The organism is Microvirga makkahensis (genome assembly GCF_009830105.1).
Lineage (GTDB): Bacteria > Pseudomonadota > Alphaproteobacteria > Rhizobiales > Beijerinckiaceae > Microvirga > Microvirga makkahensis.
Genome location: NZ_WURB01000007.1, coordinates 27,445 through 48,721 on the forward strand (window position 1 = coordinate 27,445; position 21,277 = coordinate 48,721).

The following is a 21,277-nucleotide window of genomic DNA, read 5'->3' on the forward strand; positions in this document are numbered from 1 at the left end:
AGCCCCTCACCATCTATGGCGGGCCAAGCGCCAGAATAGAGAGAGCCAGCGCCTGCGCGCGCGGAACCATGGTATCGAGTTCCAGATATTCGTCCGGGCTGTGAGCCTTGCCGCCGCAGGGTCCGGTCGCACAGAGGGTGGCTGCGCCCATCATGGCGGCAAAACCTGAATCGGCGCACCCGCCTGTGAATTCCTCTTCGATCGTAAGTCCGACGCGGCGTGCGCATCCGGCATAAAGCTCGAACAGCCGACGCGAGGCTGCCGACGGCACGAGGGGGACGAACTCGCCCAGGATCTCCAGATTCGCCTTAGTGCCCTTCACGAAGGAAGTGGCGGCGATCTTCTCGATCTTTGCAACGACCTCGGCGCGATCCTGTGGCTCGAGATAGCGCAGATCGATCTCGGCATGGGCGTGCGGGGCAACTGTGTTCACCGATGTTCCTCCCGAGACGAGCCCGACATTCAAGGTGATACCCCGCTCCAGGTCAGTCAGCGCATGAAGCGCGCTAATCTTCCGTGCAAGCTCTTCAATAGCGCTTACGCCTTGTTCGAAATTAACTCCCGAATGCGCGGGAACGCCCAGGATCGCCAGTCGCATGAACACCCCGCCCTTGCGGCCCGTCACGACATTCCCGCTCGGACGCCCTGGCTCGGCATTGAAGACGGCGCGGGCCCGGCGGGCCTCCTGCTCGATGAGCACGCGGGACGACGGCGAGGCGATCTCCTCGTCGCTGGTGTAGAGCCCGACGAGCGGGCCCAGCGCTCCGAATTTTGCGAAGGCTGCGAGCACGAAGCTGTTCATCACGAGGCCCGCCTTCATGTCCGCGACGCCCGGCCCATAAGCGCGCCCGCCTTCGATGTGGAACGGGCGCCGCTGTGCCTCTCCCTGTGGAAAGACCGTATCGCGATGCCCCATCAGCAAAATTGGCCTTCGGTTCTCATCAGGCTCGCCGAGAGTGGCCCTGAGGGCGTCGCCAAAGCGCGTGTGCGGGATCGTCTCACACTTGAGGCCGGCGCTCACAAGGAAGCTGCGGATATGATCCCGGACCCGGTCGACTCCCTCTTTGTTGTAGCTCCCGCTATCCGTGTCGACGAGCAGGCGCAGTTGATCGATCATTGCCTGCTTTTGGCTATCCAGCCATTCGAGGATTGTCGTTTCCAAGGTCGTGTTCAATGAGGTTTTCTCCCGTCTGGCGGCATTCTAGCCGTTTATCAGATTTCATGAACTCATCGGAGATAGCGAGCTAATCTCCGGCCCCTTCCGTTCCTGCAGAGGGCTGGGTTGCTCCTGGCGTTTCCAGTTCTGTAATAAGGAAACGGATGAAGTCCTGGGTCGTCTGCGGCAGGGTGCGGCCCAGCATGGTCTGGATCTGCATATTACGCTCGAGAAATCTCGCCTCTTCGAATGGAACGATCGCAAGATGGCCGTCACGCACCGCCCGTCGCGCTGAAATGTACGTGGAGAAGGTTATCGCGCCGCCAAGCTGGCAGAGGGTGAAAAGGCTGGCGATATTCGTCGAGCTGACGACTGGTTCGAGAGCGATCCCCTTTGTCGCACAGAAGATGTCCAGCACCCGCCTGATCGTCGCCGCATCGTCCAGAATCGCAATAGGATATTCGAAGAGCTCCGCGATGGAAACGTGCCCGCGCCCAATCAGAGGGTGATCGGTGCTTGCTAGCGCAAAGGCAGGCATGGCCCTTTGCCATTGGATGCGCACCCCACCCTCGGGAGACAAGGAGAATGTGATGCCCACGTCCACCTCACCTTCTTGGACACAGGACACCACATTCGCAGGCTGTACCACCTTGATGTCGAACATGACTTGCGGGCGAACTTTGCGAAAGTCGTGGATGATTTCTGGAACGAAACTGAGTGCGAGCCCCTCGGTGACGCCAAGGCGGATGAGGCCACGCGTGGCGCTCTTCAGCTCCCGGATCTCCTTCTGGATCTGGTCGCTCTCGAGCGTTGCGCGCTGCGCATAGGAAGCCAAGAGCCGCCCTGCATGGGTCAAAATCATGCCGCGCGACCGACGTTCGAATAGAGGCGTTCCATACTCCTCCTCAAGCTTAGCCACTTGCCGGCTGATCGCCGATGCTGCGACACGCAGCCGCTCTGCTGCCGCGCTTACGGACCCCGTACGCGCGACCTCAAGAAAGTAGCGCAAGGCTGACTGATGCATCGATGGACTCACCGCTTTGCCGTTTCAGCAACGATCCTTTCTAATCATTCTTGTTGCAGCAAGTCATTATTCTTGGCAGGCTCGGAATGGTTTCGCACCTCCGAGTGATCGGAAAGATCACCGGCGCGGAGTTAAAGAAAGAAAATAACAAGTAGTGTTCCGGAGGACCAATGATGAGCTTCACACGTAAGGCAACCCTGTTCAGTCTCGCCTCGACCGCGCTCCTGTCCAGCGTCTTGACAGCCCCGGCCCTTGCCGGAAAAGCCGAAAACACCATCCGGTTCGCCTATGATCAGGCGCCGGAGAACGTCGACCCATTCTTCAACAACGTGCGTATCGGCGTCATCATCGGCCAGCACGTTTGGGACACCCTCGTTTACCGCGACCCTAACACCAACGAGTATAAGGGCCAGCTCGCGACGGCATGGCGTCAAATCGACGACCGCACCATCGAGTTCGACCTGCGCCAAGGCGTGAAGTTCCACAATGGTGAGGAGTTCGACGCCGACGACGTGGTCTACACGCTGAACTTCGTGTCCAAGCCCGAGAACAAGGTCGTTACCCAGAACAACGTGAGCTGGATCGAAAAGGCCGAGAAGCTGGATAAGTACAAGGTCCGCCTCACGACCAAGCAGGTCTTTCCGGCGGCCATCGAGTATCTCGCAGGCCCTGTCGTCATTCACCCTAACGAGTATTACGAGAAGGTCGGCCCCAAGGGGCAGAACGACAAGCCTGTCGGCTCTGGCCCCTACAAGGTGACGAACTACGTCCCAGGCAAGTCGATCACCCTTGAAAAGAACCCCGACTACTTCAAGGACTCGCCGAAGGCGCAGCCCAAGATCGGCAAGATCGAAATCCGCTTCATTCCGGACCGTCAGACCCAAATGGCGGAGGTGATCTCCAACGGCATCGACTTCATCATGCACGTGCCGAAGGATCAGGCCGAGCAGCTCGAGGCCGTGCCAACCCTCCAGGTCGTCTCCGGCGAGACCATGCGGATTGTGTTCATGCAGATGAACACGCTTGAGAATACGCCTGCCCCGGCGCTCAAGGACGAGCGCGTGCGCAAGGCCATCATCCACGCCATCGACCGCGAGAGCATGGTCAAGTCGATCGTCGGCGCGGGCTCGCGCGTGATCCACACCATCTGCTTCCCGAGCCAGTTCGGATGCACCGACGAGGGCGCTACGCGCTATCCTTACGATCCTGCCAAGGCGAAGCAGCTCCTGAGCGAGGCAGGATTTGCTAACGGACTTCAGCTCGACATTCTTGCCTACCGCGAGCGCAACCAGACCGAGGCCCTGATCGGCTATCTCCAGGCCGTCGGCATCAAGACCAATCTGCGCTTCCTGCAATATGCCGCCATGCGCGAGCAGGTCGCCAGCAACAAGGCGATGCTCACGCACCAGACCTGGGGCTCGTTCTCGGTCAACGACGTCTCCGCCGCGACCCCGAACTACTTCGCCTTCCGGTCCGAGGACATCACCCGTGATCCGCAGGTGCGCGATCTCCTCGGGAAGGGCGACAACTCGGTTGATCCGGAAGTCCGCAAGGAAGCCTACAAATCCGCCCTGAAGATCATTGCCGACAAGGCCTATGCCGTGCCGCTGTATTCGCTGCCGGTCTACTACGTCGCCACGGCGGATCTGAACTTCAAGGCGTACCCGGACGAAATGCCCCGCTTCTGGGAGATGACCTGGAAGTAGGCCGGCGCGCCTGGAGACCGGAGCGGACCATCGATCCGCTCCGGTCCTGACCTTGTCAGAAGAAAACGCAGATGCGGCATGAGCGCGTCATGACACATCCTGTCCGACGTCGGTCCGATTCCGTTGTGAGAATGCGGTAACGGCCTGGGCAGGCAGGTGATCCAATATCGGATCAACACGGAGCATTGCCGTGATCGGCTATATCCTAAAACGTCTGGGCCTGGCGCTCCTCGTGGCGCTCGCAGTCTCGGCCATCACCTTCTTTCTTCTGCGCCTCTCGGGCGACGTCGCGCTCGCCATTGCGGGCGAAGGCGCGCAGAAGGAAGACTTGGACCTCATCCGGAAGACCTACGGCCTCGACCGACCGCTCGTCGTGCAATATGTCGACTGGCTCTGGCAGACGCTTCAGGGCGATTTCGGGACCTCTCTCTACTTCAAGACAGATGTGAGCAGGCTCGTCCTCGACAAGCTGCCCACCACGATCATTCTCGGCTTCACGGCGCTGGGCTTTGCCCTGCTCATCGCGATCCCCCTCGGCGTTCTAGCGGCGGTCTACGCGAACAGCTGGATCGACCGACTGGCTCTTGCCATAGCCGTGGTAGGGCAGGCACTGCCCAATTTCTTCTTCGCTCTCATCCTCGTGATGGTCTTCTCCATCACCCTTCGCTGGCTGCCGGTCTCGGGCTCGGGCACGTGGCTCCATTTCATCATGCCTACCATCGCACTCGGCTACTACGTCGCGCCAGCCTTCATGCGCCTCATCCGCGCCGGCATGATCGAGGTTCTGTCCGCAGACTATATCCGTACCGCGCGCGCCAAAGGACTGCCCACCCACAAGGTCATCTTCAAGCATGCGCTGCGGAACGCGGTCGTGCCCGTAGTGGCGCTCACAGCCGTGCAGCTGGGTTTCCTGCTCGGCGGATCAGTCGTCATCGAAACGATCTTCGCCCTGGATGGATTGGGGTATCTCGCCTACCAGAGCATCACGTACAAGGACTTCCCCGTCATGCAGGTCATCGTCCTGCTTCTATCGATTCTCTACGTGCTCCTGACGCTTGCCTCCGACATCGCCAACGCGTGGCTGGATCCGCGCATCCGGGTGGCCTGATATGACCGATACCATTCTCTCCGTACCGACGGTGGCGGAAGCGACGCCCGGCATGCGGCTCGCCCGTCGCTTCCTGGGTCAGAAGGCTTTCGTCATCGGGGCAGGCATCCTCACGGTCATCATAGGGCTGGCCCTGCTCGCGCCGCTGATTGCACCGCACGATCCCTATGCGCAGAACCTCGCCCTTCGGAACATACCTCCCGTCTGGTACGCGAAGGGATCGTGGCTGCACCCGCTCGGAACGGACCAGCTCGGGCGCGATTATCTCTCCCGCGTGCTCTACGGCGCGCGGATCTCTCTCCTGATCGGCGTCAGCGTCGTCCTGATTTCAGGAATCATCGGCACGACGCTTGGCCTGATGGCGGGCTATTTCGGCGGCAAGATCGACCTTCTGGTGACCTTTCTCGTCACCACCCGCCTGTCGATGCCGGTGATCCTCGTAGCCCTCGCAGTGGTAGCCATGGTCGGCGGCTCCCTGTGGATTGTCATCCTGGTGCTCGGCCTTCTCAAATGGGATCGGTTTGCGGTCGTGATGCGCAGCGCGACCCAACAGGTCCGCTCCCTTGACTACGTTGCCGCGGCGGAAGCCGCAGGGGCGTCGACCACGCGCATCATTCTCCGGGAGGTGCTGCCGAACATCGCCCCCCATCTCATTGTCGTCGCAACCCTTGAGGCTGCGAGCGCCATCCTGCTGGAGGCTGCCCTCTCCTTCCTCGGCCTCGGCGTTCAGCCACCCCTGCCCTCGTGGGGCCTCATGATCTCTGAGGCGAAAGCCTACATGTTCTTCTCTTTCTGGCTCATAGCCATTCCGGGAACGGCGTTGGCGCTGCTGATCTTCGCCATCAACCTCGCAGGCGACGGCCTGCGCGACGTGATTTCGCCGGAAGGACGGGTCTGAGCCAATGAGCGAAACAATCCTCGACGTTGACGGTCTGAGCGTCGACATCGCCACTCCGCGCGGCGCTCTTCATGCGGTGCGCGACATCTCGTTCTCGGTGAAGCGTGGCGAAACCCTCTGCCTCGTCGGCGAATCCGGGTGCGGCAAATCGATGACCTCTCTCGCCATCATGGATCTCCTGCCTAAGGCCGCGACTCGAACAGCCCGGCGCCTCACCTTCGCTGACGAGGATCTCGGAAAGGCCAGCCGCAAGCGTGTCAATGCTCTGCGCGGCGACCGCATGGCGATGATCTTCCAGGAGCCGATGACAGCGCTGAACCCGGCCTACACGATCGGAAACCAGCTCGTAGAGGCTTATCGCCAGCATCGCAACGCGAGCGAGGCGGAAGCGCGGGAGCAGGCAGTTCATCTGCTCGACAAGGTCGGCATCGCATCGGCGGCCCAGCGCCTCGGGCAGTACCCGCACCAGCTCTCCGGCGGCCTGCGGCAACGCGTCATGATCGCGATGGCGCTGATGTGCGGACCTGACCTGCTGATCGCGGACGAGCCCACGACAGCCCTCGATGTGACGATCCAGGCGCAGATCCTGCGCCTCCTCGCCGACCTGCAGCGCGAGCTCGGCATCGCGATGGTGCTCATCACCCACGATCTCGGTATCGTGGCGCGCATCGCCGACCGTGTGGCTGTCATGTACGCCGGCCAGATCGTTGAGGAAGGACCGACGGCCTCTCTCTTCGCCAACCCGCGACATCCGTACACGCAGGGACTGATCGATTGCATTCCGGTGCCGGGCCGCACCGTTCCGGGCGGGAGGCTCGGCACCATTCCGGGCGTGGTGCCCTCACTCGTCGGCGAGATTCGGGGCTGCAGCTTCCGCGACCGCTGCAGCCATGCCCGTGACATCTGCGCCGCGACGGTACCCCTGAAAGAAACAGCAGACGGCCACCAATGGCGTTGCATTCTGGAGAACGCAGTATGACGGCGCTCCTCGAAGCCCACGATCTCACCCGTTCCTTCGAAGTGAGCCAGGGCATGTTCAAAGCGCGTCGGAAGCTGCATGCCGTCAACGGCATCAGCCTCGACATCCGCAAGGGAGAGGTGCTCGGGATCGTGGGCGAGTCCGGCTGTGGAAAGTCCACGCTCGCCCGCATGCTCCTTGGACTCCTGCCGCCAACAGAAGGCGGCATCACGCTCGACGGAACGGACATCCGCTCCCTCGGACGGAAGGGCATGGCCCGACGGGTGCAGCCCGTGTTCCAGGATCCCTATTCCTCGCTCAATCCCCGGCGGACAGTCGCGTCGATCGTGGCCCTGCCGCTTGAGGTCCATGGCATCGGAACCGCGGCGGAGAGGCGCAAGCAGGCACTCGGAATCCTCGACAAGGTGGGCCTGCCCCAGCGCTTCGCCGATCGCTATCCCCGCGAGCTCTCGGGTGGTCAACGCCAGCGCGTGGCGATCGCCCGGGCCCTTGTCATGAACCCGGAGGTCGTTGTCTGCGATGAACCGACCTCTGCGCTTGACGTTTCCGTCCAGTCGCAGATCCTCAACCTGCTGATGGATCTGCGCCGTGACCTCGGCCTTACTTACGTGTTCATCAGCCATAACCTCGCCGTGGTCGAACATATCGCGACCCGCGTGGCGGTCATGTACCTCGGCCGCGTGGTCGAATTGGCCGAAACGGAAGCCCTCTTCAGAACGCCACGGCATCCCTACACCAAGGCGCTTCTGGCCTCCGTCCTGACGCCGGAACCCGGACAGGGTATTCCGGAGACCGGGCTCGGCCTTGCCTTTCCCGATCCTCTTAACCCGCCGTCCGGCTGCCCGTTCCATCCACGCTGCCCTGCGCGGATATCCCAATGCAGCACCACCGTGCCGCGCCTCCTCCAGTTCGGGCGGGATGCAGTGGCCTGTCATCTTCATGATGCCGGGCAGAGCATCCCATCCCCCAGTGATGATGGCGCCACCATGCGCCATTCCCTTCCCTTGCCGCAAAAGAGGAAACAATCCGAATGACTCGTGAGACAGCCATCGCAAAGGCCGAGAGCTACTTTGACTCCGGAGCGTTCAAGGCCGATCTGGCCCGTCTTGTCGCGATGCCGACCGAGAGTCAAAATCCGGAGCGGTCCGACGTGCTCACGGCCTATGTCGAAACCGAGATGCGGCCGCTGCTGGAGAGCCTCGGCTTTACCTGCAAGACGCTTGATCACCCCCGGGCGAAAGGGCCCTTTCTTTATGCCGAGCGCATGGAGGATCCGGCGCTCCCGACGATTCTGGGCTACGGCCATGGCGATGTCATCCGCGGTCTGGACAAGGACTGGAGCGAAGGCCTGTCGCCCTGGACGCTCACGGAAGTGGGCGATCGCTGGTACGGCCGTGGCGTGGTCGATAACAAGGGCCAGCATATCATCAACATCTCGGCCCTGAGGGCTGTTCTCGAGACTCGCGGCAAGCTAGGTTTCAACGCCAAATATCTGATCGAGATGGGCGAGGAGATGGGCTCTCCCGGCCTGCGGGAGCTATGCTCCGAGCAAAAGGGACTGCTGAAATCGGACGTGCTCATCGGTTCTGACGGCCCTCGCCTCAATGCAGAGCGGCCGACCGTCTTTCTCGGCTCGCGTGGCGGCGTTACGTTCGACCTGACGATCAACGCCCGCGATGGCGGACACCATTCCGGCAACTGGGGCGGTTTGCTCTCCGACCCGGCCATTCAACTTGCCCATGCCATCTCAACGATTGCGTCGCCGACAGGCCAGATCCGCATCCACGAATGGGTGCCGAAGGAGATCCCCTCCTCCGTACGTAAGGTGTTGGCCGACTGCGAAGTCGATGGCGGACCGGATGGGCCGTCGATTGATCCCGAATGGGGTGAGCCTGGCCTCACCCCGGCCGAGCAAGTATTCGGCTGGTGCTCGTTCGATGTGCTGGCCATGAAGGCCGGCAATCCGGAAACGCCCGTCAATGCCGTGCCGCCCACAGCCTGGGCGCGCTGCCAGTTGCGCTTCGTCGTCGGCATCGATCCGGAAGAGGTTCTTCCTGCCTTGCGCCGCCACCTCGATCGCCACGGCTTCCCGATGGTGCAGGTGTCGAAGAGCCGCGATGAGATCTTCCATGCCACACGCCTCGATCCTGAGGACCCCTGGGTCACGTGGTCGGTTCGCTCGCTCGCCCGTACAACCGGCAAGAAGCCTGCTATTCTGCCAAACCTCGGCGGATCCCTGCCCAATGATATTTTCTCGGAGATCCTGGGTCTGCGCACGATCTGGGTGCCGCATTCCTATCCCGGCTGCTCTCAGCATGCCCCCAACGAGCATCTGCCCGTCGCAATTGCCCGCGAAGGTCTGGCCATGATGGCAGGCCTTTATTGGGATCTCGGCACAGGCGACACGCCACCTCTCAGCCGCCAAGCGTAGGACGTGGGGCCGGATGCGGGCAAAGCCCGCATCCGGCCCATACCGACTGTCAGAACCGGCGTCCAGACATGCCTTTTTGCTGGAGGACGTATTGATTTGCGGCGCGCAGCCAATTCACAGTTCTGCACCTCTCCTCGCCTCTTCAACTGCCGGCAAGAAGCCAGCCCAGCAGGAGCGGTATGGTGACAATAGAAAGGAGGGTTGATAGCATGACGACTCCGGCGACTTCCTCGGGCTGATTGTTCCATCGCTGGGCGAACAGATAATTGTATACCGCAACCGGGTTCGCACATTGCAAGATCAGAACCGCTTTCATGCTTCCATTCAGGCCGAACAGCGCCGCTACCGCGATACCGACGGCCGCTCCGCATCCGATGCGGATACTGGACACGAGCGCGGCACGCCAGAATGCCGTGACCTTGAGCAGGCTGAGCGATGATCCGAGCATCAGAAGCATCAAGGGAACGGTCATATCGCCGATGAGGCCAACAGTGGCTTTTGCCCACCGGGGCAGCTCGATTCCTGTGAAGGTGAGGAGAATGCCAATCGCGACGGCATAAAGAATTGGAAGTCGGAGCAATCCACGCCAGTTCGCTTGGCCCGCGGCGATCGCCTGTCCCAACGTATAGTTTGCAACGGACGACATCGAGAAGAAGGCAATTGCGTAACCCAGCCCCTCGGTCCCGAACGCGTAGAACGATAGCGGCAAGCCCAGGTTTCCGGCATTCGGGAAGGCGATCGAGGGCAGAAAGGTTCGTAGTCGCAAGCCGAAGATCGTGAGGAGAAACGCCCCCACACCTACGAAAAGAACGATAGCTGTCCCAGTTGCGGCGGCAATGCCCAAGAAGGCATCGGAAGAGAGACGCGTTTCCTGGAACGTATTGATGATAAGGCAAGGAGTCGCGATATCCGAGATCAGAGCCGTGAGCTCTTTGGAGTTCAGTCGGTAGCCGAGCCGGGTCCATGCGAAACCGATCGAGGCGGTGATGAGGATCGGCAGGACGACCGAGATAACAACTCCAATCATTCGCGCTGCCAGCCCTCCCGAGTCCTACAAGGTATCCCGCGAACCTACTCTACACACCGCAGAAAGAGAGAGCACACCAGCGCCCGACCACTCCGAATAGACATCCGATGTTCATCGCGACGTGCATCTATGATCCAACTGCCCATCACACCCACTGTCACCTTCTGGCCGGTTGTGCCGGTAAATCTCTCATTCGACTACTTTAGGCTGTGTGATGCGCAACAGATGCGCGCGCCTTATCAAGCTCATCCATAGCGGCCAAGTCAGCAGGATGACCGCGAGGGTCGTAATGGTTCCTACGAGAGGGTTTGAGAAGAAGATGTTCAAGCTGCCTTGGGACATCAGCATCGACTGGCGAAATGCGTCCTCCGCCTTGTCGCCGAGCACCAGGGCCAGGACGAGTGGCGCAATCGGATAGTCGAGTTTCTTGAAGACATAACCGATAACACCAAAGATCAACGCAATCCAAAGATCCGGCTTCGACGCGCCAACGGTCCAAGCACCGATGAAGCAAACGACGACAATGAGTGGGCCGATAATGGCGAATGGTATCCTCAGGATCGAGGCGAAGAGCGGCACAGTTGCGAGTACAAGGACGACAGCGACCACGTTGCCGATATACATGGAGGCGATGAGTCCCCAAACGAAGTCGGGCCGCTCGATGAACAGCATCGGACCGGGATTGAGCCCCCAGATCATCAGGCCCCCCATCATTACGGCAGCTGTGGCAGAACCTGGAATACCAAGGGCCAGCATTGGCAGCATGGCGGCAGTCCCCGCGCCATGATCGGCAGTTTCCGGGGCGATAACGCCCTCGGGCTCACCAGTTCCAAAGTGCTCCCGCCTACGCGAGAACCTCTTTGCCAGTCCGTAGCTCATGAAGGACGCCGCAGTGGGTCCGCCTGGCGTGATGCCCATCCAGACGCCGATCAGGCTGCCCCGCACCAGTGCAACCCAGTAACGCGGCATGCGGACAAGAGTTTCCATCACACCTGCGAGGCTTACCTTCGCCTTCACGCCTTCGAACTTGAGCCCCTCTTCCATGGTGAGGAGAAGCTCACCAATTCCGAACAGGCCGATAACGACGATCAGAAAGCTGATGCCGCGAAGCAATTCATCGAATCCGAACGTCAGCCTCAGGCTTCCTGAGATCGTATCCATGCCGACGGTTGCAAACGCGAATCCCAGGAGAATGGAGACGATCGTCTTTGAAGCCTGTGCGCCCGATAGACCGACAAAGCTCGCAAAGGCCAGAAAGTAGACGGCGAAGAACTCAGGAGAGGAGAATTGGAGCGCAAAGCTCGTCACCCAACCGGACAAGAGTGTGGTGACGATCACGCCTACCATTGCACCGAATCCGGCCGACAGGAATGCGAAGGAAAGCGCCTGGATAGCACGCCCCTGCTTGGCCATGGGATGTCCGTCGAAAGTCGTTGCGACGGAGGACGGCTCGCCTGGAATATTAAACAGGATTGATGTTGTCGAGCCGCCGAACAGCGCGCCCCAGTACATGCTGGTCAAAAGAATGATCGCTCCGACCGGGTCCATCGTATAGGTCAACGGAAGCAGGAGCGTCACCCCGTTGGGGGCTCCCAACCCCGGAAGCACGCCGACCAGAATGCCGAGCAGCACGCCGATCATCATCAGCGCCACGTGCTGCAGTGTCAAAGCGACTGCGAATCCATGGAAAAGCGAGTCGAGATTGGCCATGAGACACCTCAGTAAAGCCCGAGCAGAGCTTCGATCGGGCCCGTCAGGAGGGGCACCTTGAACCAAATCGGAAATATGAGCCGCATCGCAACTGCAACCGCGAACGCCAAACCAATCGCGAACAGGGGACGATAGCCACCCTGGAAAATCATCACGAATGACAGATAAAGTATTGCCGCGACATAAAGGCCGAGAAGCAGAGAGAGAACGACGAAGCCTAGAATTGGCAGGCCGAAGGCAAGCACGCTCCGCATCTGTGCATTCGTGACAAAGACTTCGTTAGCAAAACCCCGTCGTCGCAGCGCCAGGACAAGATTCGTAAGGCTTGCCAGGATAATGAGGATGCCGATGCGAAATGGGAAGTAGCCCGATCCCGGGCCTGAATCGCCCCAGCCGATGTCATGCTCGGCGGCTCCCCAAATGACGGCTGCGCCGACTCCTCCAGTGACAAGTGCCGTCGCCACCTCCATGCTTGTGCGCGATATGAGAGCCCGCTCGTTTTTCACTGAACCCACCTCCCGTTTAGAGAACGAAAGGCACGGCATTTCCCATGCCTTTCGCAAGGACCCAAGGTTCAGTTGACGAGCCAACCTTCCTCTTCATACACCTTGCGGGTGCGCTTCTCATCCTCATCAATGAAGGCCTTGAAGTCGTTCCCCGCTATGAAGCGACCAGTCTGCGCGGTTCTCGTCAGATAGTCCTTCCACTCGGGGGTCTCCGTTACCTTCTTGAGGACACCCGCCCAGAAATCCACGGCCGCCTGAGGCGTTCCCGGCGGAAGGGCAACGGTGCGCGGCATCTGGTACGACTCGATACCCGCCCCCTGTTCCTTGCAAGTCGGAATGTCGCTCCACCCCTGCGTCTGAGTGACCTTCGGCCCTTCCGCCATCCTCTCCTTTGAGAAGACGCACAGAGCCTTTAATTGGCCTGCCTTCCAATGCCCAAGGCTCTCGCTCGGGTTGTTGACGTGGGACTGTACGTGTCCGCCCGTCAGCTGCACTGAAGCCTCGCCGCCACTCTTGAAGGGAATGTAGACGAACTTCGCGCCCGTATCCTTTTCGATCAAGCGCGTGAGCGTCTGGTCCGTATCCTTCGACAGAGCGCCCGCCATCTTGAAGGTACCGTTCGCAGCTTTGGCTGCTGCCGTGAACGACTTGTAGTCGTTGTATGGCGCGTCACCCTTAGTCCAGAGAATGAACTCGTCGAACACCATCGCGGCGACGGGCATGAAGTCCGTATGCTTGAACGCCACCTTGGCGACCATGGGCAGCGTATAAAGATTGGAGGTGCCAAACGCGAGCTTGTGGCCGTCCCCCTCTGCAGCTTTGACGTAGACGAAGGTCTCGGCTCCGCTGCCGCCGCCCTTGTTCGAGACCAGGATGGGCTGATCTATCAACTTGTTGTTCTGGATTGCCAGCTGTACTGCGCGCGCAAAGATGTCTGTGCCACCGCCCGCCCCGGCCGCGCCGACGAACTCCACCGGCTTGGTTGGCTTCCACTCGGCCTGCGCAAAGGCTGGAGCAGTTCCCAGTACCAGAGCCATTGCAGCCGACGCTGCGAAGCGGAGCGCACGCTGTGCATCGATTACCTTCGGAATCATTCAGTCCTCCTTGCGCGCCTGACCCAAGCGGCAAACGCGACATTTGACGTTCCCTACCTACCGCCTTCTCGCCGGCGGCCTTCTTTTATGATTGCTGTAATTATGAATTCAAAAAAAAGGTTGTGACAAGCCTTTTCTTCCCCACCGGAAGATATCGGGCTTGTTTTGCCTTCACTTGCACAACGCTCATGCGCAGGCCAGAAGAGTGCACGGCAGAGCTTGAGCCGCGCCCCGAGGAGGCGAGCAGCAATAGACGCCTCGGCCGTCCTCGGCATACCGTTGGACCCTTCAAAGCTCCCGCGCTGGCTGCAGCGGCTGGAATCCTATCATTGAAGCGACGCCGAGCCCAATGCCGGTGATATTGCTATTGAGAACTCCTCTTGCCCTACAGCACAAAGGTATTCTCGAAGGAGCGCTTGTCGAGAGCGTCGAGCAAATCGCATTCATTTTTGAAGACATGAGAGCAACTGGGAGCACCACCAGGATCTGATTGTCGTATGTCGCGGTCGCCGCGCCATGGGAGTGCGTAGCTGGAGCACTCCAGGCAAGTCAGCACCCGCCCCTCCCAGTCCAGGCCGCGGCAGGTCAAACAGCTATGGAGAATGCTCCTCTCCCCTACCCGACCTGTGGTTCAAACGATGCGGACTTGATCGCGAGAACAGCGCATGCTTCGTCATTGTCGGAGGTGTCTCCGGAAATCCCGACCGCACCGATGGTTTCCCCTGAGGGTCCGTTGATGAGAACGCCCCCGGGTACAGGAACAAGGGAACCGCCGGCGATCGCGTTTACGGCAGAAACAAAGTAAGGCTGCTCCTGAGCACGCTCAAAAATCGCCCGCGACCCAAGACCAAGCCCCAGGGCCCCGAACGCTTTTCCGTGCGCCACCTTGTCCCTCAGCAAGGACGTCCCGTCCTGAGCAGCCGATGCCTTGATACTGCCTCTGCCATCCAGAACGACAACCGCAAGAGGTTTGAGCCTGCGCCGGGCAGCCTCCTCGAGGGCTGCGTGGATGATCTCTTGGGCTGCCTTGAGCGTGAGCATGAAGTACTCCGACAGTGGACGTTTGCGGGTAAGAGTGTTCCCGTAAGGCGAGCAGGCTGGGCCATAAGGCAATCGGGCACAGGGCGGTCCAGCCCGGCAGGAGTCCTATTCGGCCGCTTGCGCCGTGGCCCTGGCATTGCCGCTCAAGTAGTTCATGGCCACCTCGACACCTCCGGACTGGTGAGGGATCCCGCATACGCGCAAGCCCATCTCAACACCGGAGAGAACGCCGGTTACCATGAGATCATGGAAATCGCCGAGATGACCAATTCGGAAGACCCGATCGGCAAGAGGACCAAGGCCGTTGCCGAGAGACATATTGCAGCGCGTCAGGATCTCTGCCCGCAAACCATCGGCGGAATATCCCTCGGGAAGCCGCACTGCAGTCAGTGAGGATGAGTATTCCTGCGGGTTTTGACACTGGATTTCAAGACCCCAGTGATGCACGCAGCGCCGGGTTGCTTCAGCGGCGCGGTCATGCCGGGCGAAGACATTGTCGAGACCTTCCTCGTGCAGCATCTGGATGGCGACACTGAGCCCCTGCAGGAGGTTTGTCGACGGGGTATAGGGGAAGAACCCCTTTTCATTGATGGCCAGCATATCCTCCCAGTCCCAGAACGAGCGCGGGAGCTTTGCTTTTTTCGCAGCGGCAACGGCCTTGTCCGAGATTGCATTGAAGGACAAGCCCGGCGGAAGCATCAGCCCCTTCTGCGACCCTCCGACCGTGACATCCACACCCCACTCTTCGTGCCGGTAATCGATTGAGCCAAGGGACGAGATTGTATCGACGAGCAGCAAAGCCGGATGGCCGGCGTTGTCGATGGCCCGCCGCACGGCGGCAATATTGGAGGTCGCCCCGGTTGATGTCTCATTATGCACGACAGCGACGGCTTTGATCGTGTGGGCCTTGTCCTCCGCCAATCGAGCCTCGATCGCATCCGCATTTACGCCGGAACGCCAATCGCCCTTGATGAACTCCGCCTCGATTCCGAGACGCTTGGCCATCTTGTTCCAGAGGGTTGCGAACCAGCCAGTCTCGAACATCAAGACCCTGTCACCGGGTGAGAGTGTGTTGACGAGGGCGGCCTCCCAGGCGCCGGTTCCAGAGGCGGGATAGATGATCACCGGCCCGGATGTCTTGAAGATCGTGCGAATGCCCGTGAGAACTTCGAGCCCAAGCTTGGCGAACTCCGGGCCGCGATGGTCGATCGTAGGCTTCGCGATCGCAGCAAGGATCGGCAGGGGCGTGTTGGTGGGACCGGGAATCTGCAGGAAATGGCGGCCGGTACGGTTTGTCACATGATCCTCCCTTGCGCGGGCCCTGAAGTGACGCCAGGTCCGCCGATTTGCTTGTTTTGAATTTTGTATTATGAATTCGAAATGCGCAAGAGCCGGCGCTAGAGCGGCAAACTCAGGACTTTCCCATGCATGGCACGTTCTCTTCTTCCGCCGCATCTCAACCTTCCAGAGGACGTGACCTCAGGCTTGAACGACGGCTGTCCAATGCTCTGGAGGGTGAGGTCCGCTTCGACGCTTTCACGCGCGGCCGCTATGCAACGGACGCATCAGTGTATCAGATCATGCCGGTCGGCGTCCTGTTCCCGAAGAGCGCCGCAGATATCGAGGCCAGCCTGAAGATTGCCCGCGAGCATGGGGTTCCGGTCATCGCGCGCGGTGGGGGAACCTCGCAAAATGGACAGCCTATCGGGGCCGGGCTGATCGTCGATTGCAGCCGGCACTTCAACGCGATCACGTCATACGACCCCGAAGCGCGGACAGTCACCGTCGAGCCTGGCATTGTGCTGGAACACCTCAACGCCAGGCTCAAGGCGGATGGGCTGTTCTTTCCCGTTGAACCGTCGACGGCAAGCCGCTGCACGATTGGCGGAATGACCGGCAACAACTCCTGCGGCGCGCGCTCCCTGCGCTACGGCAAGATGGTGGATAATGTCGTTTCGACAGCGGGCCTCCTTTCGAATGGCGAGGCATTCCGTTTCGACGGGACTGGGACGGCAGGCTCGGAGCGTGCGGCACGCCTTTCGGCGGCAATGATTGCACTGGCTCACCGCGAACGCACCGAGATCGAGCGCCTATTCCCGAAGGTGCAGCGCCGGGTTGGCGGTTACAATCTTGACGCGCTTCTTCTTGAGCACCCGAATCTGGCGCATCTTCTGGTCGGCTCGGAGGGCACGCTGGCAGTGACCACAGGTGTCACCCTGAAGCTTTCGACCATACCGGCTCACCGGGTCATGGGCGTATGCCATTTCCCCTCATTCCGTGCTGCCATGGAGACCACACGTCATCTGGTGGCGCTCGGGCCGACCGCGGTCGAACTCGTCGACAACAATATCCTGGTGCTTGGGGCTGACATCCCCCTTTTCCGAAGAACGCTTGCCGACATCACCAAGGGAAAGCCGAATTGTTTGCTTCTGGTCGAGTTTGCCGGCGACGATCTGGACGAACTCAAGGCGGATCTCAAGCGCTTGGACCAATGTATGGCTGATCACGGTTTTACGGACGCTGTCGTCGAGGTTGTCGATCCGCCGCGCCAGCGCCAGGTCTGGGAGGTTCGCGAGGCCTGCCTCAACATTATGATGTCCATGAAAGGAGATGCGAAACCTGTCTCCTTCATTGAGGATTGCGCAGTTCCCCTGGAGCATCTTGCCGACTACACTGACGCCATTACAGAGCTGTTTGAGCGCCATGGCACACGCGGTACCTGGTATGCTCATGCCTCTGTGGGTTGCCTTCACGTTCGACCAATTCTGAACATGAAGAGCGATGCCGATGTCAGCGCGATGCGAGTCATTGCGGAAGATGCCTGCGATCTCGTGCGGCGGTTCAAAGGTTCCCACTCCGGAGAGCACGGGGATGGCATCTCGCGTTCCGAGTTTCATGAGCGGATGTTCGGCACTCGGCTGGTCCGCGCCTTTGAGGCCGTGAAGGATGGATTCGATCCTGAGAACCAGCTCAACCCAGGCAAGATCGTCCGGCCCTACCGTATGGACGATCGAAGCCTGATGCGATTTCCGCCGGGCTACGAGAGCGTGGAGCCCCCCAAGACGGCTCTGGACTGGTCTGAATGGGGCGGCTTTGGCCAGGCTGTCGAGATGTGCAACAACAACGGCACGTGCCGGAAGACTTTGGGCGGAACCATGTGTCCGTCCTATCGCGCCACTCGCCAGGAACAGCATGTTACTCGCGGCCGCGCCAACTCGCTACGCCTGGCCATCACCGGCCAGCTTGGCCCAGATGCCTTCACCTCCCCTGAGATGAAGGAGACGCTTGACTTGTGCGTATCCTGCAAAGGATGCAAGCGCGAGTGCCCGACTGGCGTCGATATGGCAAAGATGAAGATCGAGTTTCTCTATCATTACCATGCGCGCCACGGCCTGCCCCTCAGGGAGCGGCTGATTGCCTATTTGCCACGCTATGCACCTCTTGCGAGCATTGTCGCACCACTTCTGAACCTGCGCGACGCCCTCCCCTTCCTGGCAAAAGTAACGGAGCGCGGGCTTGGATTCAGCGCACGCCGCTCGTTGCCGAAGTGGGGGCGTCCGTGGAGGCAGTCAGGCAAAGTGGCGAGCGTGAAAGACGTTGCAGGCGACGGTCGGGACATCGTGCTGTTCGGCGACACTTTCAATCGCTATTTCGAGCCCGATAACCTGGAGGCCGCAGAGCGCGTCCTGACAGCGGCCGGTTATCGTCTGCACCGGGTCCAGGCCATCGACGGAAAGCGTCCATTGTGCTGCGGCCGGACCTTCTTGTCCGCTGGGCTCGTTGACCAAGCCCGCCGAGAGGCGCAGCGCACCCTTGATGCGCTGAAGCCCTTTGTAGACAAAGGCGCCAGGGTGATCGGCCTTGAACCATCTTGTCTCTTGACGTTCCGGGATGAGTTCGGATCGCTCCTGACGAAGAAGGAGGCAGAGCCGTTGGCGAAAGCTGCCTTCCTCTTGGAGGAGGCACTGTTCGCCGACCTGGAGGCCGGGAGGGTTTCCCTGCCACTCACAGACCAGGGCGGACGTACGGCTCACCTGCATGGCCATTGTCACCAGAAGGCATTCGGATTGATGGGGACGGTTGAGAATGTCTTACGGAAAGTGCCCGGACTCAACGTGCAGATCATCGAGTCGAGTTGCTGCGGCATGTCGGGTGCGTTCGGTTATGGCGCACAGACGATTGATGTTTCCTTCCTCATGGCAGAGTTGTCCCTGTTGCCGGCGGTGCGCAAGGCCGGACCCGATGATATCGTGGTTGCAGACGGAACGAGTTGCCGCCACCAGATACACGACGGCGCCCATCGCGAGGCGCTGCATGTCGCCCGTGTGCTCGACAAGGCGCTCGCCCCCGCTGTTAGACCCTGACATGAGCACGATGTTCAGAACCTTTGTAGAAGTGGCTGCCCAATGAATCACATGGAAGCGACTTCCAGTATCAGCCGGCGTTACCTCCACGATGAGGTGGCGGAGCGCTTGCGGGAATTAATCCATTCCGGCGAGCTCGAACCGAAGTCACGCGTCAATGAGCTGGAGCTCGCCGAGCGTTTCGGAATATCGCGAACCCCACTGCGCGAAGCGATCAAGATCCTCGCGACCGAAGGCCTGCTGGAGCTGCTGCCCAATCGAGGCGCACGGGTCGCCAGCATCACCAATCATGAGATCGATGAGATGATCGAGGTTGTGGCTGGGCTTGAAGCGATAGCCGCCGATCTTGCCTGTCAGCGGATTACGGATGAAGAGATCGCCTCGATCGAGGCGATCCATCGCCAGATGGTTGCGGCCTGGGAGAAAGGTGACCACCTCAACTATTTCACCTTGAACCGTAAGATCCACGAAGCAATCATGGCAGCCAGTCGCAACAATACCCTGCAGGATCTCTACAAAGGCTTGTCCGGGCGCATACAACGCACGCGCTATTCGGCCCATAAAACGTCTGAGCAATGGCATAGGGCAGTCACCGAGCATGTGACGATGATAGAACTTCTGAAATCGCGAGACGGGGAGAATCTTGCAAAATTGATGCGCGTGCACATCCGGGGCAAGAAGCAAGTGATCTTAGCCGCATATGGAGAGAACACCTGACGCGCCCCGCACTTTGAAGGAAAGCCTCGCCGCCTGCCGCATCTTGTAAAAGTGCTCATAAAGCGGTGTAGTTCACTGCGATACAGGGAGAGCTTCAGCATGGAGTACCGCAGCCTAGGCCGCTCCGGCCTCAAGATCTCGCCGATTTGTCTGGGGACGATGATGTTCGGCGGTCAGACGGACGAGGCCCTCTCTTCGCGGATTATCAACAAAGCCTGCGAAGCGGGGGTCAACTTCATCGACACGGCTAACATGTACAATGACGGCCGATCCGAAGAGGTCACCGGGCGCGCAATCTCTCCCAAGCGTTCCTCCTGGGTTCTTGCGACCAAAGTTGCAAACCCCACTGGACCTGGCCCCAACGACAAGGGGCTCTCGCGCAAGCACATCATCGAAGCCGCCGAAGCAAGTTTGCGTCGGTTAGGAACCGATTGGATCGACATCTACTATCTCCACAAGGAGGATCACACGACGCCTCTGGCGGAAACCGTTCGGGCCATGGGCGACCTCGTGCGGCAGGGAAAGATCCGGCACTTCGGGGTCTCCAATCACCGAGCCTGGCGTGTGGCCGAGATTTGCCGCCTATGCGATGAGTTCGGGATCGACCGACCCGTGGTGAGTCAGCCCTACTACAACGCGATGAACCGAATGCCGGAGGTCGAGCACCTGCCGGCCTGTGACTATTTTGGTCTGGGCGTAGTGCCCTACTCACCTCTGGCACGCGGAGTTCTTACCGGAAAGTACAGCCCCGGTGCGCCCCCGCCCGAGACGAGCCGGGCTGGTCGGCAAGACGCACGGATGATGCAGACCGAGTGGCGTCAGGAGTCCCTGCACATCGCCCAAGAGCTCAAACGCTATGCCGAAGACCGCGGGATCACGGCAGGGCAGTTCGCTGTGGCCTGGGTGCTGAATAATCGGTTCGTCACTGCAGTGATTGGTGGGCCGCGTACCGAGGAGCAGTGGGACGACTACATAGGCGCTCTCGATTATCGGTTCATGGCTGAAGACGAAGCCCTGGTCGACAGGCTTGTCGCTCCAGGCCACCCCTCTACACCCGGATACAACGACCCTGCCTACCCTCTTGAAGGGCGCGCTCCCCGTACGGCCTCATTCAGCTCCAGTGCCGACAAGTAACTCGTGGCCTCGACAGCAAACGACACAGGTCCGCCAAGAGATCCTGGTCATGAAATGCTGGCAGGCCTCCTCATTTGTACTTAGGTCCGAGGAGCGTCACAGGCATGCTCCTCTGCTAGGAATACAGAGCAGGGCGGGTACCAGGGAGCCGCACCGCGGCTATCGAATGCGACGAGCGGCCGGTCCTTCGGTCATGCTTCTCGAGGTTTGATCGCTCAATGGCGTTCGTTTCAACCTCAGTCAGATGTCGAGTCTCATGTTCCTGATCAACGCCGGCATCCTCGAATATCCGGGCGGCATCGTCAACGTAACGCATGGAGATAGGTTCGGCCATCTGGGACCGTTAGATGACAAACCAGCGACGACGCCCGATACTTGATAA

The 21,277-nt window shown here is 60.2% G+C and carries 18 protein-coding genes; 10 read left to right on the top strand and 8 right to left on the bottom strand.

Annotated elements, in window-relative coordinates; translation table 11 throughout:
• Positions 1-13 precede the first annotated feature (13 nt).
• Positions 14-1,117 (bottom strand): M20 family metallopeptidase, encoded by a 1,104-nt coding sequence (locus GR328_RS11540; RefSeq protein WP_160884864.1) that lies wholly within the window; start codon positions 1,115-1,117, stop codon positions 14-16.
• Between the two features lie 127 nt (positions 1,118-1,244).
• On the bottom strand, positions 1,245-2,180 hold the full coding sequence (locus tag GR328_RS11545) for a LysR family transcriptional regulator (RefSeq protein WP_160884683.1): 936 nt from the start codon (positions 2,178-2,180) through the stop codon (positions 1,245-1,247).
• 173 nt (positions 2,181-2,353) lie between these two features.
• Here GR328_RS11545 and GR328_RS11550 point away from each other — a divergent pair, with 173 nt between their 5' ends.
• The 6 genes from GR328_RS11550 (at position 2,354) to GR328_RS11575 (ending at position 9,302) form a co-directional block, all read left to right on the top strand.
• Positions 2,354-3,886, top strand: coding sequence for an ABC transporter substrate-binding protein (locus GR328_RS11550; RefSeq protein WP_160884684.1), 1,533 nt, complete (start codon positions 2,354-2,356; stop codon positions 3,884-3,886).
• A 190-nt stretch (positions 3,887-4,076) separates the two neighbouring features.
• On the top strand, positions 4,077-4,994 hold the full coding sequence (locus tag GR328_RS11555; RefSeq protein ID WP_160884685.1) for an ABC transporter permease subunit: 918 nt from the start codon (positions 4,077-4,079) through the stop codon (positions 4,992-4,994).
• 1 nt (position 4,995) lies between these two features.
• Complete coding sequence (locus GR328_RS11560) at positions 4,996-5,892, top strand: ABC transporter permease (protein WP_160884686.1); 897 nt, start codon at positions 4,996-4,998, stop codon at positions 5,890-5,892.
• Positions 5,893-5,896: 4 nt separating this feature from the next.
• Complete coding sequence (locus GR328_RS11565) at positions 5,897-6,871, top strand: ABC transporter ATP-binding protein (RefSeq protein WP_160884687.1); 975 nt, start codon at positions 5,897-5,899, stop codon at positions 6,869-6,871.
• Positions 6,868-7,905, top strand: coding sequence for an ABC transporter ATP-binding protein (locus GR328_RS11570; RefSeq protein ID WP_160884688.1), 1,038 nt, complete (start codon positions 6,868-6,870; stop codon positions 7,903-7,905). Before GR328_RS11565 ends, GR328_RS11570 begins: the two co-directional genes overlap by 4 nt.
• On the top strand, positions 7,902-9,302 hold the full coding sequence (locus GR328_RS11575; protein WP_160884689.1) for a M20 family metallopeptidase: 1,401 nt from the start codon (positions 7,902-7,904) through the stop codon (positions 9,300-9,302). The genes GR328_RS11570 and GR328_RS11575 overlap by 4 nt, the downstream gene beginning before the upstream one ends.
• Positions 9,303-9,444: 142 nt before the next feature.
• Here the strand turns inward: GR328_RS11575 and GR328_RS11580 are convergent, their stop codons facing one another.
• The 6 genes from GR328_RS11580 to GR328_RS11605 form a co-directional block, all read right to left on the bottom strand.
• Positions 9,445-10,146 carry an AEC family transporter gene (locus GR328_RS11580; RefSeq protein WP_160884690.1) on the bottom strand — a complete coding sequence of 234 codons (702 nt, stop codon included), beginning with the start codon at positions 10,144-10,146 and terminating at the stop codon, positions 9,445-9,447.
• A 372-nt stretch (positions 10,147-10,518) separates the two neighbouring features.
• Positions 10,519-12,039, bottom strand: coding sequence for a tripartite tricarboxylate transporter permease (locus GR328_RS11585; RefSeq protein WP_160884691.1), 1,521 nt, complete (start codon positions 12,037-12,039; stop codon positions 10,519-10,521).
• A gap of 8 nt (positions 12,040-12,047) precedes the next feature.
• Entirely contained in the window at positions 12,048-12,509 is a 462-nt protein-coding gene (locus GR328_RS11590; RefSeq protein ID WP_160884692.1) for a tripartite tricarboxylate transporter TctB family protein, read from the bottom strand.
• A 104-nt stretch (positions 12,510-12,613) separates the two neighbouring features.
• Complete coding sequence (locus GR328_RS11595; protein WP_160884693.1) at positions 12,614-13,639, bottom strand: Bug family tripartite tricarboxylate transporter substrate binding protein; 1,026 nt, start codon at positions 13,637-13,639, stop codon at positions 12,614-12,616.
• Between the two features lie 615 nt (positions 13,640-14,254).
• Positions 14,255-14,680 (bottom strand): GlcG/HbpS family heme-binding protein, encoded by a 426-nt coding sequence (locus GR328_RS11600; RefSeq protein ID WP_160884694.1) that lies wholly within the window; start codon positions 14,678-14,680, stop codon positions 14,255-14,257.
• 105 nt (positions 14,681-14,785) lie between these two features.
• Complete coding sequence (locus tag GR328_RS11605) at positions 14,786-15,979, bottom strand: aminotransferase class V-fold PLP-dependent enzyme (RefSeq protein WP_160884695.1); 1,194 nt, start codon at positions 15,977-15,979, stop codon at positions 14,786-14,788.
• A gap of 125 nt (positions 15,980-16,104) precedes the next feature.
• On the opposite strand from GR328_RS11605, the gene GR328_RS11610 reads away from it, so the two are divergent.
• From GR328_RS11610 to GR328_RS27995, 4 genes are all read left to right on the top strand, one after another.
• Positions 16,105-19,044, top strand: coding sequence for an FAD-binding and (Fe-S)-binding domain-containing protein (locus tag GR328_RS11610; protein ID WP_160884696.1), 2,940 nt, complete (start codon positions 16,105-16,107; stop codon positions 19,042-19,044).
• A gap of 42 nt (positions 19,045-19,086) precedes the next feature.
• Positions 19,087-19,761, top strand: coding sequence for a GntR family transcriptional regulator (locus GR328_RS11615; RefSeq protein WP_160884697.1), 675 nt, complete (start codon positions 19,087-19,089; stop codon positions 19,759-19,761).
• A gap of 99 nt (positions 19,762-19,860) precedes the next feature.
• Positions 19,861-20,895 (top strand): aldo/keto reductase, encoded by a 1,035-nt coding sequence (locus GR328_RS11620; protein ID WP_160884698.1) that lies wholly within the window; start codon positions 19,861-19,863, stop codon positions 20,893-20,895.
• A gap of 256 nt (positions 20,896-21,151) precedes the next feature.
• Entirely contained in the window at positions 21,152-21,274 is a 123-nt protein-coding gene (locus GR328_RS27995) for a hypothetical protein (protein WP_281351945.1), read from the top strand.
• The last annotated feature ends 3 nt before the right edge of the window (positions 21,275-21,277 follow it).